Origin of the sequence: Actinoplanes sp. NBC_00393, from assembly GCF_036053395.1 — a bacterium.
In the GTDB taxonomy this organism is placed as follows: domain Bacteria; phylum Actinomycetota; class Actinomycetes; order Mycobacteriales; family Micromonosporaceae; genus Actinoplanes.
This window is the reverse complement of sequence record NZ_CP107942.1, coordinates 26,082-42,338: the sequence shown is the minus strand read 5'-3', so window position 1 is coordinate 42,338 and position 16,257 is coordinate 26,082. Positions and strand designations below refer to the sequence as shown.

The 16,257-nt window shown below is 69.7% G+C and carries 16 protein-coding genes; 8 read left to right on the top strand and 8 right to left on the bottom strand.

Features of this window, described 5'->3' with window-relative positions:
- Positions 1–55: 55 nt before the first annotated feature.
- The 7 genes from OHA21_RS00195 to OHA21_RS00165 all read right to left on the bottom strand — a co-directional run bounded on the left by OHA21_RS00195 (position 56) and on the right by OHA21_RS00165 (position 8,421).
- Positions 56–757, bottom strand: a complete 702-nt coding sequence (locus OHA21_RS00195; RefSeq protein WP_328468846.1) for a hypothetical protein — start codon at positions 755–757, stop codon at positions 56–58.
- Between the two features lie 300 nt (positions 758–1,057).
- On the bottom strand, positions 1,058–1,921 hold the full coding sequence (locus OHA21_RS00190) for a replication-relaxation family protein (protein ID WP_328468844.1): 864 nt from the start codon (positions 1,919–1,921) through the stop codon (positions 1,058–1,060).
- Positions 1,922–2,124: 203 nt separating this feature from the next.
- Positions 2,125–4,593 carry a type IV secretion system DNA-binding domain-containing protein gene (locus OHA21_RS00185; protein WP_328468843.1) on the bottom strand — a complete coding sequence of 823 codons (2,469 nt, stop codon included), beginning with the start codon at positions 4,591–4,593 and terminating at the stop codon, positions 2,125–2,127.
- Complete coding sequence (locus OHA21_RS00180; protein WP_328468841.1) at positions 4,590–6,335, bottom strand: VirB4 family type IV secretion system protein; 1,746 nt, start codon at positions 6,333–6,335, stop codon at positions 4,590–4,592. The genes OHA21_RS00185 and OHA21_RS00180 overlap by 4 nt, the downstream gene beginning before the upstream one ends.
- A complete protein-coding gene (locus OHA21_RS00175; RefSeq protein WP_328468839.1) occupies positions 6,332–7,225 on the bottom strand; it encodes a PrgI family protein in 894 nt (297 codons plus the stop codon). Before OHA21_RS00175 ends, OHA21_RS00180 begins: the two co-directional genes overlap by 4 nt.
- The gene (locus OHA21_RS00170; protein WP_328468837.1) at positions 7,225–8,115 is read right to left on the bottom strand and encodes a conjugal transfer protein TrbL family protein; all 891 of its coding nucleotides are present in this window, start codon (positions 8,113–8,115) and stop codon (positions 7,225–7,227) included. The genes OHA21_RS00175 and OHA21_RS00170 overlap by 1 nt, the downstream gene beginning before the upstream one ends.
- 6 nt (positions 8,116–8,121) lie before the next feature.
- Complete coding sequence (locus OHA21_RS00165) at positions 8,122–8,421, bottom strand: pilin (RefSeq protein WP_328468835.1); 300 nt, start codon at positions 8,419–8,421, stop codon at positions 8,122–8,124.
- 345 nt (positions 8,422–8,766) lie between these two features.
- On the opposite strand from OHA21_RS00165, the gene OHA21_RS00160 reads away from it, so the two are divergent.
- The gene (locus OHA21_RS00160; RefSeq protein ID WP_328468833.1) at positions 8,767–9,759 is read left to right on the top strand and encodes a hypothetical protein; all 993 of its coding nucleotides are present in this window, start codon (positions 8,767–8,769) and stop codon (positions 9,757–9,759) included.
- A 107-nt stretch (positions 9,760–9,866) separates the two neighbouring features.
- On the opposite strand, the gene OHA21_RS00155 is transcribed toward OHA21_RS00160, so the two are convergent.
- Positions 9,867–10,637 carry a hypothetical protein gene (locus OHA21_RS00155; protein WP_328468831.1) on the bottom strand — a complete coding sequence of 257 codons (771 nt, stop codon included), beginning with the start codon at positions 10,635–10,637 and terminating at the stop codon, positions 9,867–9,869.
- Positions 10,638–10,871: 234 nt separating this feature from the next.
- Between OHA21_RS00155 and OHA21_RS00150 the strand changes: the two genes are divergently transcribed.
- The 7 genes from OHA21_RS00150 to OHA21_RS00120 all read left to right on the top strand — a co-directional run bounded on the left by OHA21_RS00150 (position 10,872) and on the right by OHA21_RS00120 (position 16,170).
- Positions 10,872–11,444, top strand: coding sequence for a hypothetical protein (locus OHA21_RS00150; RefSeq protein WP_328468829.1), 573 nt, complete (start codon positions 10,872–10,874; stop codon positions 11,442–11,444).
- Positions 11,437–12,282: a TRM11 family SAM-dependent methyltransferase gene (locus OHA21_RS00145; protein WP_328468827.1), complete on the top strand. Its 846-nt coding sequence runs from the start codon at positions 11,437–11,439 to the stop codon at positions 12,280–12,282. The genes OHA21_RS00150 and OHA21_RS00145 overlap by 8 nt, the downstream gene beginning before the upstream one ends.
- 473 nt (positions 12,283–12,755) lie before the next feature.
- Positions 12,756–13,175, top strand: coding sequence for a hypothetical protein (locus OHA21_RS00140; RefSeq protein ID WP_328468825.1), 420 nt, complete (start codon positions 12,756–12,758; stop codon positions 13,173–13,175).
- Complete coding sequence (locus tag OHA21_RS00135; protein WP_328468823.1) at positions 13,172–13,591, top strand: hypothetical protein; 420 nt, start codon at positions 13,172–13,174, stop codon at positions 13,589–13,591. The genes OHA21_RS00140 and OHA21_RS00135 overlap by 4 nt, the downstream gene beginning before the upstream one ends.
- Positions 13,588–14,073 carry a hypothetical protein gene (locus OHA21_RS00130; RefSeq protein WP_328468821.1) on the top strand — a complete coding sequence of 162 codons (486 nt, stop codon included), beginning with the start codon at positions 13,588–13,590 and terminating at the stop codon, positions 14,071–14,073. Before OHA21_RS00135 ends, OHA21_RS00130 begins: the two co-directional genes overlap by 4 nt.
- A 142-nt stretch (positions 14,074–14,215) precedes the next feature.
- The gene (locus tag OHA21_RS00125; RefSeq protein ID WP_328468819.1) at positions 14,216–15,250 is read left to right on the top strand and encodes an ArdC family protein; all 1,035 of its coding nucleotides are present in this window, start codon (positions 14,216–14,218) and stop codon (positions 15,248–15,250) included.
- The gene (locus OHA21_RS00120) at positions 15,247–16,170 is read left to right on the top strand and encodes a DNA-processing protein DprA (protein ID WP_328468817.1); all 924 of its coding nucleotides are present in this window, start codon (positions 15,247–15,249) and stop codon (positions 16,168–16,170) included. Before OHA21_RS00125 ends, OHA21_RS00120 begins: the two co-directional genes overlap by 4 nt.
- Positions 16,171–16,257 lie beyond the last annotated feature (87 nt).

The following is a 16,257-nucleotide window of genomic DNA, read 5'->3' as shown; positions in this document are numbered from 1 at the left end:
CAGGCTGAGGACCGGACGCAGCGGGCTGCGTCCGGTCCTCGAAGTCGGGGGTCCGTTATGCGATGGCGACAGCGCACAGCCGGGCGTGGGTGTTGAGGCGGCGCAGGTAGCCGCACGCCTCGTTGAGGAATCGGAACCGGTCCGCGAGCGTGTCGCTGGCGGGCTTCAGCAGGCGGCCGTCGGTGGTGATCAGCGCGTCGCCGATGAGCGCGACGCGCCAGTAGAGCCCGGCGTAGGTGGCCTCACCGGCCTGGTAGACCGACAGCTCGTACGGGTCGAAGGTGTGGCCGCCGTCGTAGGCGAGCATCGCGAGGACCCGAGGTTGTTGCTCGAAGCGGCGACGGGCTTCGGCGAGGGACAGTTTGGCCGGGTCGTTGTGGTGCTGGGCGAGGTAGTCCTCCCAGACGCGGGCATTCGGAGTGGTGGCGGCAATGTGCAGGTTCCAGGCGCGCCACCGGGCGACGGCCTGGTTCGCGGCAATGGTCGCCATGCCGGGCAGATCGAGGCGGCTCTTGCGGCCGCCGGCGGCCAGGGTGACCGCGCCGAAGCGGCGTGCGGCGTCGAGCAGGTAGTAGCCGAAGAAGCGGGTCAGCCAGCCGATCAGCGTGCGGTGGCGGACGCGGAAGCGGCGGGCGGGGGTGCCGTTGGCCTGCATGAGGTCGTTGACCTTCTCGGAGGCGGCGAACCAGTCGGCGTCTTCACCGGGGTTGAAGCAGACGGTGACGATCTGGTCGGACGAGTTCGTGGACTTGGGCATGACAGGGTGCTCCCTTCGCGAAGCGATGAATGGGGTGTGCGTTTGGAACCACCGGATCGCGGCGTCTGGACCGGGGAAGCTGCCGATGAGGCGCCGGGCGTGAATCACGGGCCGACCTGAAGGTGGGCTGTGGGTGATCACGGCGGGCGCGGGCAGATCCCGCAAGGAGCCAGACGGGCGGCGGTGCGAACAAAGAAGAGAAGGAAGCTGCACCGTAGCTTCACGACCTGACAGCACCACCGCTGTCAGGAATCGCGATCAGCCCTCTGGCCTGCGCTGACAGGTAGACGCTTCGGGCTGTCAGGTCCGGTCAGAGCGCGCGGAAGCCTCGTCGCCGAACGTCGGGTTACCCGCTACCGGTTGACCGTGGTCGCTGGGCAGCTGGAAGAGCCGGATTCGGCTGGTGGCGCCGCCGGGGAGCCACACCGTTTCGGCGGGATCGCTGTCGTGGGTGGCGGTCGCGACGGGAACCGCGCTGCGCCGGGCGCGTAGGTGCCGGTGGAGATGGTCCTCACGCGATTCGCTGCCGACCCAGAACAGCACCGGATAACGCGGGCCGCCCTGATTGGTGAGCTTGGCGTACTTGTCCAGCTTGGCCATCACCCGGCTCAGCGGTTCGGTGCCGGTGTCGGCCTCCAGGAAGAAGCCGACGGTCGTGTCGGCGATGCTCCACAGGCCATGCCCGTCCGGGGTGATGACCCGGTACTGCCGGGTGGCGGTCGTCTCGGACCACCATCGGTCCAGCCGAGCTTCGGGATGCCGACGGGTGTGCTCGGTAAGCCGGACGAAGAACTCGTTGGTCAGGATGAGGTGGTTCAGCCGAGGGTTCGCCGATAGCCGCTGCACGGTCTGGCGGCTGGCGCGCAGGGTGGGCTCGGGCCGCTGGTGGGCGGCGGCCTGGAATCGCTGCCCGTTGTAGCCGAGCGTCCAGTGCCACGGCTGGGTGCCGCCGCCGTCGCGGAAAAACCGGAACCTCTCCAGCAGGTCCAGCGCCGCCAGCTCGTTGAGCCGCAGCTGGCAGGTTCGGCGGGCTCGGAACAGCACCCGATGGATCTGACCGGTGGTCAGAACCTGGTGATCGTCGAGGAGCTGGAGCAGATGACGATCACGACGGGTGATGTGCGGATAGATGGCCAGCAGGCTGGCCGTACGCGAAAGCGGCATGGACATCACCCCCGGTGGAGAGAGACCCGATAGGGAGTCTGGGCATCTGGATCTTGGTTGTGATCGGCCCATCGGGCCGGTCCGGCCAGCTCAGGGACCTGACAGCCGGCGCGCGGCAGGCTCGCTTGGCGGCTCGTTTCGCAGACGCCGTCAAGCGAGCCCCCAGCGCCGCACCCAAGCGAGCCCGCACACGTACGCCTGGATCAGCTGTCCCGCTCGGTCATGCGCCGTTTCATCGCCTTCCGGGCGAGCCGCTGCATCGGCGGCTCGCCTTCGCCCGCGACGTTCGCTGCGGCACACGCGCGGCGGATCGTGGTCGGCTCCCCGTCCGCCGGTGCCGGCGGGTTGGTGAGGAAGGTGAACGCCGGCAGCTCCCGGTTGCCGACCAGCAGCCGAGCGGTGGCGGTGTAGACGTCGAGATGGGCGAGATCATGCTCGTCCAGTTCCGGTTTGGTGTGCCGTGACAGCTCCCGGGCATCGGCCGGGTCGACGTTGAAGAACACCTTCGACCGGGCGTTGGCCGACAGCGCCGCAGCGATATCTTTCGGCAGCTGTGCGAGGTCCTGGTGCGCCAGGACCAGGCCGAGCCGGAACCCGCGCGCCTCAGCCAGCATGTCCCCGATGCTGCCCGGCAGCGTGAGGAAGTTGTGGCACTCATCCACAAACAAGGTGGCGTCTTTGCGCTCGTCCTCGAGGATCGCAGCGCGGGCGATGGCGGCCTGCCACACTCGGGCGACGATCATCGAGCCGAGGATCCGGCTCGTCTCTTCGCCGAGGATGCCCTTCGGTAGCCGACACAGCAGGACGCCGCCGTCGAGCACGCGTCCCATGTCGAACGAGCTGTGCGCGTTGCCGATGACGCTCTTGACGAAGTCACGCAGCAGAAATGCGCGCAGGCGGGCGAGGACGGGTGCGATGACCTGGCCGCGGAACTGCTCGTTGATGCCGTCGTACCAGAGCCAGAACCCGCCGAGGCCGTCCGGGTCGTCCAGGCCGTGGGTGAACCGGCCGCGGAACTGCCGGTCCTGCAGCAGCGACGGCACCAGACTGAGCGTGGGTTTCGCGTGCCGCATCAGGGTCAGGCAGGCGACGCGCATGGTGTCGTCCATGCGTGGTCCCCACTGCCCTTGGAAGATCTTCGCGAAGATCCCGACGAGGTTGTCCACCGCCAGGTGCGGGTCACCCTGGTCGTCGAGCGGGTTGAAGCAAGCCGGGTTCTCCTGGTCCGGGTCGATGATCACGATCTTGTCGGCGTACGAGGCGGGCAGCCGGTCGAGGATGTCGGTGATCAGATCCCCGCGCGGGTCGATGACCACGGTTCCGCGTCCGGCTTTGATGTCGCCGAGGATCATGTTCAGCAGCAGCGTGGACTTGCCGACGCCGGTCTTGCCGACCACGTGCATATGCTGGCGGGCGTCGGCCACGCGCAACCCGACGCTGTGGTTGCCGATCTGCGAACGGCCCAGCACCTTCACGCCGCGGCCGCCGGACGGCACCTGTACCGGCGCCGGCATCGCCTTGGCCCGGGCGCGGTCCAGGCCCGGCACCGCCAGGTCCTGCGGCAGTGCCGCGAGCGCGGCGAGCTCCGGCACAGTGGCCAGGAACCCGCGCCGCAACCGGCGCCCGGCGAGCGTGGCGACCGGCTGCGGCATCTTCATCCGCCGCAGCCGGTTCGGGCCGGTGTACGCGGCCGCGGCCGAGGCGATCGTGTGCCCGAGCCCGGCGAGCCGTTGCCGGATCTGTTCGGCCCGCTCTTCGCTGGGTGGAGTCTTGGCCGCGTCGGTGGCTACGGCGAACCGGATCGCGATTTCGAAGTGCGGCACCCGTACGGCCTTGTCCACGACCGTGCGGGCGTCGGCGCCGGCGACAGGGTCCCGTTCGACCGCGCGTGCCGCCGTGGCGGTGGCCGGGCTGCGGGGCCGGGACGGGCCAGGCAGGAACACCTCGATCAGCCACAGCAGCGGCTCGATCGCCAGCCGCGCCGTGCCGGACACCGCCCTGGTGGCCAGGTCGGGCCGTCCGTGTGGATGGTTGCTCGCGGTCGCGGCTAACCGGCGTGCGCTGCGGACCCGGCGGGCCGGTGCCGGGCGAGCCAGTACCTGGACGCAGGCGTGTTCGCGGTGCCGGACCTCGGCTCCGGCGGCGAACAGCGCCCGTAGCGGGTCGGTGTCGTGCTCGGCGCGCAATGGCAGCACGTCGGCGTGCTGCGGCCAATGCGCCCCACCGAGCTGCTCCCCCACCCGGGCGGGTATCGGCGCGTGCGCGTCCTCGGTGCTCGTGGTGGCGGCGGGCCAGGCGGCCCGGACAGCGGCTTCGACCGCACCGGGCGGCACCGTGCCGGGCACCCACACCCGGATCGCCAAGGCCCGACCGGTCCAGGTGTACTCCCACCCGACATGCGGATAGCCGAACACCCGGCGCCGCCACACCGATGGTGTCAGCACCCCGGCCAGGGTGGTCCAGAACGCGGCGGCTGCCTCGGCGGTGACCTCCGGCGGGGCCGCGATGGTCACCCACCGTGCGCCGGTGGTGAACCGGCGATGCCGCCAGGCGAGGAGCTGGTCGTTGCCGAACACGCACCCGACGATCGCGGCGGCGACGATGACGCCGAGCCAGGGCCGGGCGAGAATCCATTGCGCGAGGTCTATCGGCCAGGTGGGTGGGCTGGTCACGGTGCCTCCCCGAGTCCGGTGATCGCGATTCGGTGCTCGGCCGCGGACCCGACACTGCGAAACGGGATCCGCGATCGTCCCGCGACGAGCAGGCCTTCCCCGCGTGGCGCCGCGAGCAAGAGCCGCGCCTCCCCCGCTGTTAGGTTGAACGCTTCGGTGACGGCGTCGATGGACTGCGTGGACTGGCGCATCAGCACCTGGGTCGCCGCGTTGGAGACGACCGCCAGACCGAGGTCGGTTGCCAGCACATCGGCCGCGTCCTGGGTGACCACGCACAGGCCTGCCGAGCGTTTACGGGCGGCCTTGGCCATGCGGAACAGGAACCGGGCGCCTTCGCCGTCGCGCATCAGCAGCCACGCCTCGTCGACCACGACCAGTTGTCGCCGCCGGTGCGTGCCGGTGCCTGGAGCGTCGATGCCCGACCAGATCGCGTCGAGCGCCAGCAGTGTTCCTACGGTGCGCAGCTCGTCGGGGAGGTGCCGCAGCGACCACACCACCAGGTGGGCGGCCGGGGTGACGGTGCTCGGCCCGTCGAACAGCGCCGCGAAGTTGCCCGTGGTCCACGGGGCCAGCCGTGCCGCGAGCTGCGCGCCCGCCGGATCGGTGTCCGCGGCCAGGACTGCGGTGAGGTCGCGCAGCAGCGGCGCGGGCCTGTTCCAGGTTGCCGGGTCGGCGTTGATGCCCGCTTGGCTGTAGGTGGTGATGATGGCCCGGTCGAGGGCGGCTCGTTCGGCCGGTGCAGGCGCTGCACCGAGCATGACCGAGATCAGGATGTGCAGGAACAGGCCGCGGCGGGTCAGCGTGTCCGGCCGGTTGTCGGCGGGCAGTTCGAGCGGATTGACCCGTACGCCGGGCCGGCCGAGCTGCACAACGGAGCCGCCGACGTGCTCGACCAGCGGGGTGTACTCGTCCTCCGGGTCGACGACCGCGACGTGCGTGCCCTGGTACAGGTTGCGCAGCACTTCCAGCTTGACGAAGTAGCTCTTGCCCGCGCCGGAACGGGCGAGCACCACGCTGTTGTGGTTGTCCTGCGCCCACCGGTTCCACAGCAGCACGCCGTTGCTGGTGGTGTTCACCCCGTAGATCACGCCGTCCGGGACCGGGACGACACCCGGTGCCGCGGCGGGCAGGTCTGCCGAGGCGAGCGGGAACGCGGCGGCCAGGGCGGTGGTGTCGAGGATGCGGCGCATCCGCAGCGGATCCACTCCGAGCGGCAACGTGGAGACCCAGCCCTGCTGGTGGCGAAACGTCGCCGGTTGCAGGTCGAGCAACACGCTGGCTGCGGCCGATTTGACGCCTGCGGTGATCGTACGCAGCTCGTCGAGGTCTCGGGCATGGACGGTGACGTAGATGCCGACCTCGAACAGCTTCGCCGCGCCCCTAGCCACCCGGTCGGCCAGGTCGGCGGCATCGGCCGCCGCCGCCTCGGTCATCGGATCACCCAACCGGCCCTGCCCGGCGTCCAGACGCCGCGACGACTCCAGCCGGGCACGCTGACGTTTCAGCATCGAGGCGGCAAGCTGCGGCGCCACCGGATCGAGATGGACCGCGACGTCGACCCGGCCGGGGTAGGACAGCAGCGGCTCCAGCCACGCCGGGCCGACCTCGGCTGGATAGCCGCACACCACGAACGTCGCGGCGTAACCGTCACCGACTCGTACGTGCTGCGGCGTGACGTGCACGGCGGCAGGGGACGGCATCTGTGCCCCGCCGGCCGTGCTTCTGCTCTTGTTCAGTTTCATGTTGTGCTCCGCAGGGTGATCGGGGTGCCCGGCACGGCACGCGGGCCGGGCACCGGGGAATCGAACGGATCGACCGCGTTCGCCAGCGCCGCGGTGACGGCCGGCCCGTCCAGCGCGGTGGCTTCGACACCCAGCGCGGACAGCGCGCGGACGGCGGTGTCGGCTGCGTGTTCGCCGGTGAGCACTGCGATGACCTGGCGGTGTAGCGGCTCGCGGTCGGCGTCGAGGTCCAGCAGGAACGCGGCGTAGTCGTCGGCGGCGGCCTGCAACGCCGGGTGGGGCAGGCGCGGCGCCCGGTCGGCGGTCGACTGCGCGTACGCGGTCAGGTCATGGCGCTGGGCGGCCACGAGGATCTGCGTCGGGCCGGTCAGGCTGTTGAGGAACCGTCCGAACCCGTCCACCAGAGCTGTCTGCTCGCCGCCGGTGCGCAGGTGGATGTTGGTGGTGCCGCAGGCGATCAGCACCCGATCGGTGCCCTCGCTGGTCAGAATCCCGGCCGGGCTGATCGCCGTGGCCGGGGAACGCAGCGGCGCCGGGACGCTCGGTTTGCCGGCCACGGCCGCGACCGAGGCGGCACGTGCCCGGCCGGGAGCCAGCGTGCGCGGGCTACGCGACAGCATGAATCCGTGTCGCAGCCACACGTCCAGCGGCAGACCGTCACGGCGGCCCAGCGCTACGACGACAGCCACCGCGAACAGCACGATCCCGGCGACGAGCCAGGCCAGCGGTGGCAGCAGCGGCCCGAACCGGCGGTAGATACCGAGCCCGGCGAGACCGGCACCACCGATGATGCCGAGCTGCCGAAATGTCAGCCCGAACGCGATCCGGTCCGGGGCGTTCACGTCGGCCGTCACAGCTGCGCGGTGAGCGGTGTTATCGAAGTCGTTCATCAACGGCCTCCCTTCAAGCCACGGGTCAGGCTCTGCACCGTGACGGTGCGCAGGATCAGGCCGGTGACATTCGGGCCCCCGCTTTGACGGGTGACGAATCGGCCCACCAGGCCCGGAATCCTGACGGTGATCCACAGCACGACGATCACCAACAGCAGATTCGTCATGTCCGAGCCCTGCTCGCCGAGACGAACAGGCAGGTTCGCCTCCGGATCGATCAGCAGATCGACGCCGGTGGAGAACGCCACAGCCTGCAACGTCGGCGTGGCCAGGCAGCCCAGAAGGCTGCGCCACCACAGGTCGGCCGCGGCCTGCGTCCACGGCACGGCGTAGCAGGCCAGCGCCACCGGCGCGATCCCGGCGAGGAGCACCAGTACGCCGATGCGCACCAGCCAGCTGACGATGAGCATGAACATCAGCACGACGATCAGTAGCCCGGTGACGGCAGCCATGAGCGCGGAAGGCCCGTCGGTCAAGGCCGCGGCGATGCGCACCTGAACGAACGGAACCATCTCGTTCGTCGGCGACGAAGTACCGAGCATGGACACCGTCAAGGCGTTGGCGACGCCGATCAGTACGCCCGTCAACGGGACCGCGAACACCGACAGGATGAACCCGATGACGAGCCGCGGGATCAACTCTTTGGCGCCCTGCTGCATCGTCACCGAGTCGCCGAGCATGACGGCGACACCGACGGCGATGATGGCCAGCACGAAGCAACCGTTGACGACCAGGGCGCTCTTGCCGGCGATCGATTGCACCTGCGGCAACAACGTGACGTCCGGCGAGGTGAACAACGACGAGGCCAGAAAGTCCATCAGCTCGCCGAGAAGCCCCACGGCCTTCTCGGCGAGCCAACGGACCAGGCCGTCCATCAGCCACTCGATCATGACCGGTCAGCCGCCGACGATCTTCTGCAGCACCTGCAGGATCACCGGGGCCAGAACCGCGAGGGCGTAGCCGATCAGCGCGGACTTGAAGTTGCCCTTGGCCTGCTCGACCTGGGCGGGATCACCGCCAGCCGCCATGTAGCGGAGCCCGGCAATGACCAAGAACAGCGTCGCGACGAGCGCGATGATGCCCATGATCCAGCCGGTGATGCCGTCGATGACCTGCGGGATGGTCTTCGGGGCCGCCAGCGGCTGCATGGCATCCGCGGCGGCGAGATCGGACAGGACAGTGAGAGTCGTGAACATGCGCGGCGCTCCACAGAAGTTCTGCGCGAGCCGCCGCGGTGGGGACCGGGCGAAGTTGGGACTGGGTCCGGTGGGGGCGCTCCTCCTCACGCGTGGTGAAGGATGGCGATGTCAGTACGCCGCGCCAGCCATGCCGGACCGTCCGTCTCGCCGCCAGATGGTCCCCACCGGGCGGGCATGCCGTGGATGACATGCACCGCCCAGATCCGCGCTGTCAGGTGGATCGAACTCGGACGCCGCCGGTCAACTCCTGACACGACCAGTCAGCATGTCGGCGGATTCGCCTGAGCCGGGACCATGGACGCCCGGCATAGGAGCAGGGCACGAACCTTAAGATCCACTGCCATGGCCCGCACCACTCCCCCGCGTCCGCTGGACATCACCGCGCTCTTCCCCGAGCTGCGGGAACACTCCACTACCGCCACCCGCCTGCATCCCCGGCCTGGCACGCCGACCGTCGCGGCCAGCTCAGTCGGCGGGCCGCTGCTGTGGCCGGCCGATGAGCCGTGGCCGGTCTGCGACGACGCCGGGGCGCACGAGCCGTACAACCTGACCACCCCGACCGCCGAGCGTCGCCGGCGGGAGATCCTTACGAATGCGAACGCCCGCGAGTCGCTGCCGGACGGGGAGTTCCTGACCGCCGAGGAACGGGCCGAACTCGACGCCGCCGACGCCCTGGAGTTGGACGACCTGATCGAGGAGCCGATTCCGCTGGTCCCGGTCGCACAGCTGTACCGCCGCGACATCCCGGACTACGCCGGCCCGGGCGGCACCGGCCTGCTCCAGGTGCTGTGGTGCCCGGTGGACCACTCCGACCGGCACTACAGCCCGCGCGTCTTCTTCTACTGGCGCGACAGTTCCGCCGTCGGCCCGTTGCTCGACACGCCACCCGAGCCACCGGTGATCAGCGACATGTACCTGCCGGTCCCCTGCGTGGTGCACCCCGAGCAGGTCTGCGAGTACCAGTACGCCGACCTGCTCCCTGACGACCTGCGCGACCGGCTCGACGAGTGGGATGACGACGAAGACGAGGAGCGGGGTGCCAGCTACCAGAGCGACCTGTCACTGGCACCAGGATGGAAGGTCGGTGGGTACGCGAACTGGTCGCTGACCGACCCGCACCCGATGAACTGTGCCGCCTGCGGCGCCGCGATGACCTTGACCTTCACCGCGAGCTCGGCCGACTGGGACGGCATGCATTGCAGCTGGCGCCCGCTGGAGGAGGACCCGAACGCGTCCCCGGACACCGTCGGCGTGCAGATCGGGCGCGGCTACTCGCTGTACGTCTTCCGCTGCCCCGCATCCTTCGACCACCCACCCGCCACCGCCATGCAGTGACACGTCCTCTCGCGTACCGAATCTTCGGTTCCCCTACCGCAACAGCGAAGCGGCCGCACCGGGCAGGGATGCCTGGTGCGGCCGCTTCGACTTGTCAGCAGAGATCTTTACGCGGCCAGCTTGCCGCCGGTTCGGCCGGACGCGTGCAACGGACCAGACAGGTCACCGCGCGTGACGGCTGCAGCCACCGTCCTTTCGGCGCGGCGTCGGCGCATCCGCAGGGCGCCCGGCGTCAAGCCCTGTTCGGCGGCGAGCTGCTCGATCAACGTGTCGCCGAAGCGGGTCGCGCTGATCAGCTCGGCGGCCTCGTCGGTGATCAGCCCAGCCGCGGCAGCACGGCCGAGCAGCAGATCGGGATGCCCGTACGGCATGCGCGGTGACCGCGACCCGCTGGACAGATCCAGCGGCAGCTCCTCGCCCTCTTCCGCCTCGACCACCGCAGCGCCGGCACGCCAGGCCGCCCAGCACATCCGCAGCCACAACCGGGGTGCTACCAGGTCCGTCGTACGCAGGGCGTGCAGAAACCCGGCCAGCACTTCGGAGTCGACATCCTCGACGTGCCGCAGATGGCCGCGGCTGATCCGCGCCGCGAGATGGGTCAGAGCCGGCAGAGCGACCCCGATCGCGCCGACCACCCAGGCCGCTCCCCAGTCGCGGGCGTGCCCGGCGAGTTGGCGCCACAGCGCGTCGGTGGTGTCGCTGTCGTAGCGCTCGTAGAGCAGCAGGGTGCGCAGCTCGTTCAACGGCAGCGTGGTGTCCGGCAGGCCCGGTACCGGCCTGGCGTCGAAGACCAACGGCGCGGGTTCGCAGGTCAGCATCGCGAACGCCGTCTCGGCGGTGGTCAGCGCCGTCTCGGATGTCCTGGTGAAAGCCATCATCGATCTCCTCGTCGCGGAGCGCTCCGCCCGGTGCGGACGCTTCGAGGCATCGATTGACACATCCGGATCTGACATCAGAAGCCGTTGTCAGCTCGGGACAGGTTCTGACCGGTCGGGTCAGCCCTGCACCCGGCCGTGACAGGTGCTGTCAGGGCCGGGATGGGTTCGATCGGCCGGTCAGCGGCGCACTGGGGATCGTCAGTACGCCCGCCGGTCGCGGGGGCCGTCGTGCCCATGACCTACAGAAACCGCCGCCCGGCACCGATTCCCATCGGGGACACGGTGTCCGGGAATCCGCCCGTACCGGTCACGGTGTGGCCGGTACCCGCCCCGCAGCCGGGCGAGACCATGTCCAACCCGATGGGCGTACGGATCATCCACAACCTCAGCCATCCGTTCGATCCCGTCATCGACCTGGCCAGCGGGCCGCAACTGGCCCGCGCGATCATCAAGGCTCGCCGTCGCAGTCTTCAGGAACCACGATCAGCCGGCTGGGGCAGAGAAAAAGCGACGCTGATCGTCACCGGATGGCCGCCCGCTGACCCCGCCGCACCCGTCGACTTCTTCAGCCGCTGCCGCACCAGCCTCGTGCCGGGCGGCTGCGTCGCCGTGCTCCTGCCGCACGACGACGTCATCCTCCCGGCCGACGTCATCGTCGCCGCCAAAAAGGCCGGGCTGGCGTACCTGCAGCACATCGTGGCGGCCCACCGATCGCCCCGCAAAGGACAGCAGACCCAGCTCGACATCCACACCGACCTACTCGTCATGGCCGCACCGCAGGATGGCGAAGGGGAAGCCGATGCCTGACGACACATTGCCCGTCACGTCGGTCTGGCTGACCTGCCAGCAGCCGGCCCGCGACCAGCGACGAGGCCGCTACGTGCCGGAGACCTCCAGCCATCCCGGCAAGATGCTGCCGAACCTGGCCGCGTACGCGATCAACTCCTACACCGCGCCGGGCGACCTGGTGTTCGATCCGATGTGCGGCTCCGGCACCACCCTTGTCGAGGCCATGCACCTGGGCAGGCACGGCATAGGCATCGACATCGAACCCCGGTTCACCACGCTGGCCGACGCCAATGTCACCCTGGCCTCGGCACAGGGCGCCACCGGTACGGCGAAGGTTTTCACCGGCGACGCCACCGGACTGCTCGACCTGGTGCCCGCGTCCGCGGTCGGCCAGGTCGGACTGGTGCTCACCTCGCCGCCGTACGGGCGCGGGACCCACGGCCTCGTACGCGCCAACAGCAGCGGAATACGCAAGCGCGACCACCTGTACGGGGACCGGCAACGCGGCAACCTCGCCTACGCCGGATGGTCCCGCCTGCTCGACGGATTCGCCACGATCCTGTCCGCCAGCTGCCAGCTGCTGCGCCCCGGCGGCACCGTGGTCATCACCTGCCGGCCGGTTCGTCGCCATCGAGACGACCTGATCGACCTGCCGGGTGAACTGCTCGCAGTCGGGCGCTCGGTAGGGCTGGTACCGGTGCAGCGGTGCGCGGCGATGCTCGCCGCCGTCCGCGACGGACAGATCGTGCACCGCGCCTCCATGTTCGGGCTCATGGCAGTCCGCCGCTCCCGCGCCGAAGGCGTCCCCGTACACCTGATCGCCCACGAAGACGTACTGGTCCTGCGCCGCCGCTGAAGTTCCGTGAGTTCCGACGAACCCAAGTGTTCACGCGGCGAACCCGGGTCCATCGCACGGAATGGAAGATAGCCGCGGATGCTCGTCGCCGTAGCGAGGCAACCGCGGCTATCTGGAGGACCGGACGGGCGATCGCGCTCGAGCCGGTAGCGGGTTGTCAGCTCCTGCCAGACCGCGAGACCTGACAACTCCGCCCCGGAGGCCACCGGCACCGTAGCCTGAAAGTTCTTCCTTACTCTCTATGCGCCGCTGATCCCCTCGCCTCGCGCGACGGCAATGCGCCCACCCCCACGGTCGGCGCCGTCGCCAGCGTTTCCGACACGGCGTTCACCAACGCTGACGCCTCTCGCCTTCCGCGCGGGACGCGACAGCGCACCTTCGCATCCATCTACCCGGCCGGCGTCCGGCCACCACACGTCCGGACGCGGCCCACACCCGCGCCCGGACTCCGCCCTGCGAACGGAGATTCCGCCATGACACCGCACCTCATCGAGATCTGCCACAACGTTGACAGCCGATTCCTGCCCTACGACCCCGGCCAGACCCTCACCGAGGTCTTCTCAACCTGGCGGCTGCTGCCGGCCGATTCCATCACCCCGGAAGAGATCGCCGACTGGGCCTACCGGGTCTTCAACGTCGATCTGGACCACCTGGAGGACAGCCGGACGGTTCTCGGCGGCGAGGGTGACTTCCTCCTCGCCGCCGTCTACCGGCTGCTCGGGCTGCGCTCGCTGTCGACCGGAGACGTCATCGCCGTCACCGGCACGGGCCCCACCGTCTGGCTTGCCTGCGAATTCAACGGCTGGCGACGCATCGAACGCCCGACGAACCTGATCGGCGAGCCGCTCACCGCGGACACCATCTACCGGCACATCCGACGAATCAACGGATGACCGATCCTTGGAGCCAATCCGTCGTCGACGCCCGCCAGTGCGCGGGCGTTCCGTCATTGGAGAAGAGCATGACCGTACGACGGCACCCGCCCGTCGCTATCACCGCCGACCCGTCGCTGATCGCTGAACTGGAAGGCTGCGAACAGCAGATCGGCTACCGATTCGAGTACCTCACGTCGATACCGGGCGCGCGACGGCACGCCCGCCGACGCGGAATGATCATCGTCGGGCTCGACCTCGCCCCGCGTGTCCGAAAGCCGCTGCGGTGTTCAGGAACCGTCGTCGTGGCCGCAACGGAGCTGCCCGAGGGCCGCGCCGCCTACGTGCACCGTGTCGGCGCCAGCCATCTCATCGTCCTGCCCCGAGCCCGGCAATGGCTGATCGGCCGACTCGGCATGATCGGTGAACCGAGATGAGCGAGTATCCGCCCACGGTCGGCGGCATCCACGCATGGGTGGCGACAGCACCTCAACCGAGGCTGGCCATCACCGGTCACACCGGCGTCATCAGCGACGTCCGGTACGTCTGGTGCCATGCCCGCTGCATCCGATGTCGCACCGTCGCTCACCTGTGGACCGACGGTGGGAGCATCGAGGCCGGCCTGACCACCGGCAGCCCATCGGACACACGCTGGTACACCAACTACCGGCCCGCCGCCGCCCCACGAATCCCGGACCAGTGTCCCAACCCGGCCTGTACCGGTGCCGGAATCCGATGGCTCGACCATCCGGAGACCCTGACCGACCAGCCGTTCGCATTGCGCGCTGCCACACCACCGCACTACCCGCATCCGGTGGGTCAGGCGGTTCTCGAACTCCTTGATCAGCTCTGGACGGCCCTGCGTACCGCGTACCCCGAATTGGTTGCGGCCGCCGACCGGCGCCCACCGCGAGCCTGACCAACTTGCCGCCGAAGCCGTGAAACGGCGGCCCTGAGAAATCCGCGTTCGCGCGGTCCCACCCGTGTGCCGGCGGGCAGGCTGGGACCGCGAGGTCCCAGCCTGCCCGCCGCCGCATGGCGGAGAACAGGAGGGACCACTGATGGTCACCACGCAGCGCGCACCGCGCGCGCAGCAGGAAACCGACGCGTTCCTGCAAAAGATCAAGGATGAGTTCGACGCCCGGCTTGCCGCGCTGGCGTCCGACCCGGCCCGGTGGGTCGAGTTCATCGAGCAGGTCGCCGTGCTCGGCGCTCACTACAGCCTCAGCAACCAGCTGCTGCTGATGATGCAGGCCGAGGAACGCGGGATCACTGCCCGCTACTTCCTGCCGTTCGGCAACAAGGACGGCACCACCGGCTGGAAGCGTCACCACCGCGAAGTCCGCAAGGGTGAGAAGGCGTTCAAGGTCTGGGCCCCGGTGCGGCGGCGGCCGACCGAAGAACAGGCGCGCCAGTGGGAAACCGAAGGCCGAACGGTGAAAAGGGAGCCGTCCGGGCGCCCGGATGTGCAGGTCGTCGGGTTCCGGCTGATGCCGACGTTCGAGTTGTCGCAGACCGACGGAGAACCGTTCGAGGTGCCTACCGTGCGGCGGCTGCGCCGGATCCGGACGTCGGCCGCCGGGATGCCGCAACTGCTATCCGGCGACGACCCGACCGAAGCGTTCGACGATGTCGTCACGCTGATCAAAGCGGAAGGGTACAGCTTCGAACTGGCCGCGCCGGGCAGCCGCTATCTCGCCGAAGCCAACGGTGTCACCGTGGCCGGCGACGTGATGCTGGTTCGCGTACGCGACGACGTCAGCGCCGCCCAACGCGTCAAGACCACCGTGCACGAGCTGGCGCACATCCGCTGCGGTCACCTCAGCGACAGGCCGCCCGGCGAAGATGTGCACCGCGGCCGGGCCGAGACCGAAGCCGAAAGCGTCGCGCACATCGTCTGCGCAGCCCTGGACCTGGACACTGCCGCCTACAGCGACGCCTACGTGCTCGGCTGGGCCGACGGCGACATGGACCTCGTCGCACAGTGCGCCGGCACCGTGCTGCGCGTTGCCAAGGGAATCCTCGCCGACCTCACCCCCGCCGGCAGCACAACCGAAGCCGACGACGTCGCGGACGTGGCGGGAGGACTCCGGTGAGCATCGACCTGGAGCGCGATCGCGTCGCCCGAGCCACACTCGCGTACCTGATCACCCTGCTGCCGGATCGGGCCGAAGAGCTGCATGCCCTGGTCACGTTCTTCGGCCCGGTCGAGGCCCTGGACCTGCTGACCTTGCCGGACTTTCCCCGGCAGGACCGGGAGCGGTATCTCGGCGACATGACGATCGAGCAGCTGCATGCCCACAGCCGAGCGGTCGGTGAAGCCACCCGGCAGGCCGGCGCACGGGTGCTCACGCCGGAGGACGACGACTGGCCCGAGCGTCTCGATGATCTCTCCCGCGTCGCCTATGCCGCAGCCCCGAGCTCCACGCTGTGCCTGTGGGCCCTCGGCAACCCCGGGCGCATCCCGGCACGCACCGTGGCGATCTGCGGCAGCACGGCAGCCACCCCGTACGGGGCGGCCATCGCCTCCGACCTGGGTCAGGGCATGGCCACCGCCGGGTGGACCGTCGGCACCACCAGCAGCTTCGGCATCCCCGCCGCCGTAATGCGCGGCACGCTCGCGGTCGGCGGCCGGGCCGTCGTGGTCCTACCCGGCGGCATCGACCGTCCGCACCCGGCCAGCCTGCAGGGCCGACTCAGCCAGGTCACCCGCGACGGACTATTGGTCACCGCCTACCCGCCCGGCACCGAACCCAGCCGCGAACGAGCCGTTGCGGCCGGACGTCTGCTGGCCGGAATGACCAGCGGCACCGTCCTGGTCGAAGCCGGTCTGCGCAGCAGTTCGATCGCCGTGATCGAGGAAGCCATCCGCCGAGGCCGACGCGCCATGATCGTGCCCGGCCCGGTCACCTCAGCCCTGTCCGCCGGCACACACCAGGCCCTGCGTGACCACCCGCAAGCCCGCCTGGTCCGCGACAGCGCCGACATCCTCGCGGAGCTACCCCAGCTCCGATAAACGCGCTCCGGCGCAACAAACAGAAGAAGCGGCCCGCCTTCGGCGGGCCGTCGTCGTATCCAGAGAACCCGGGACGCCTCGCCTACG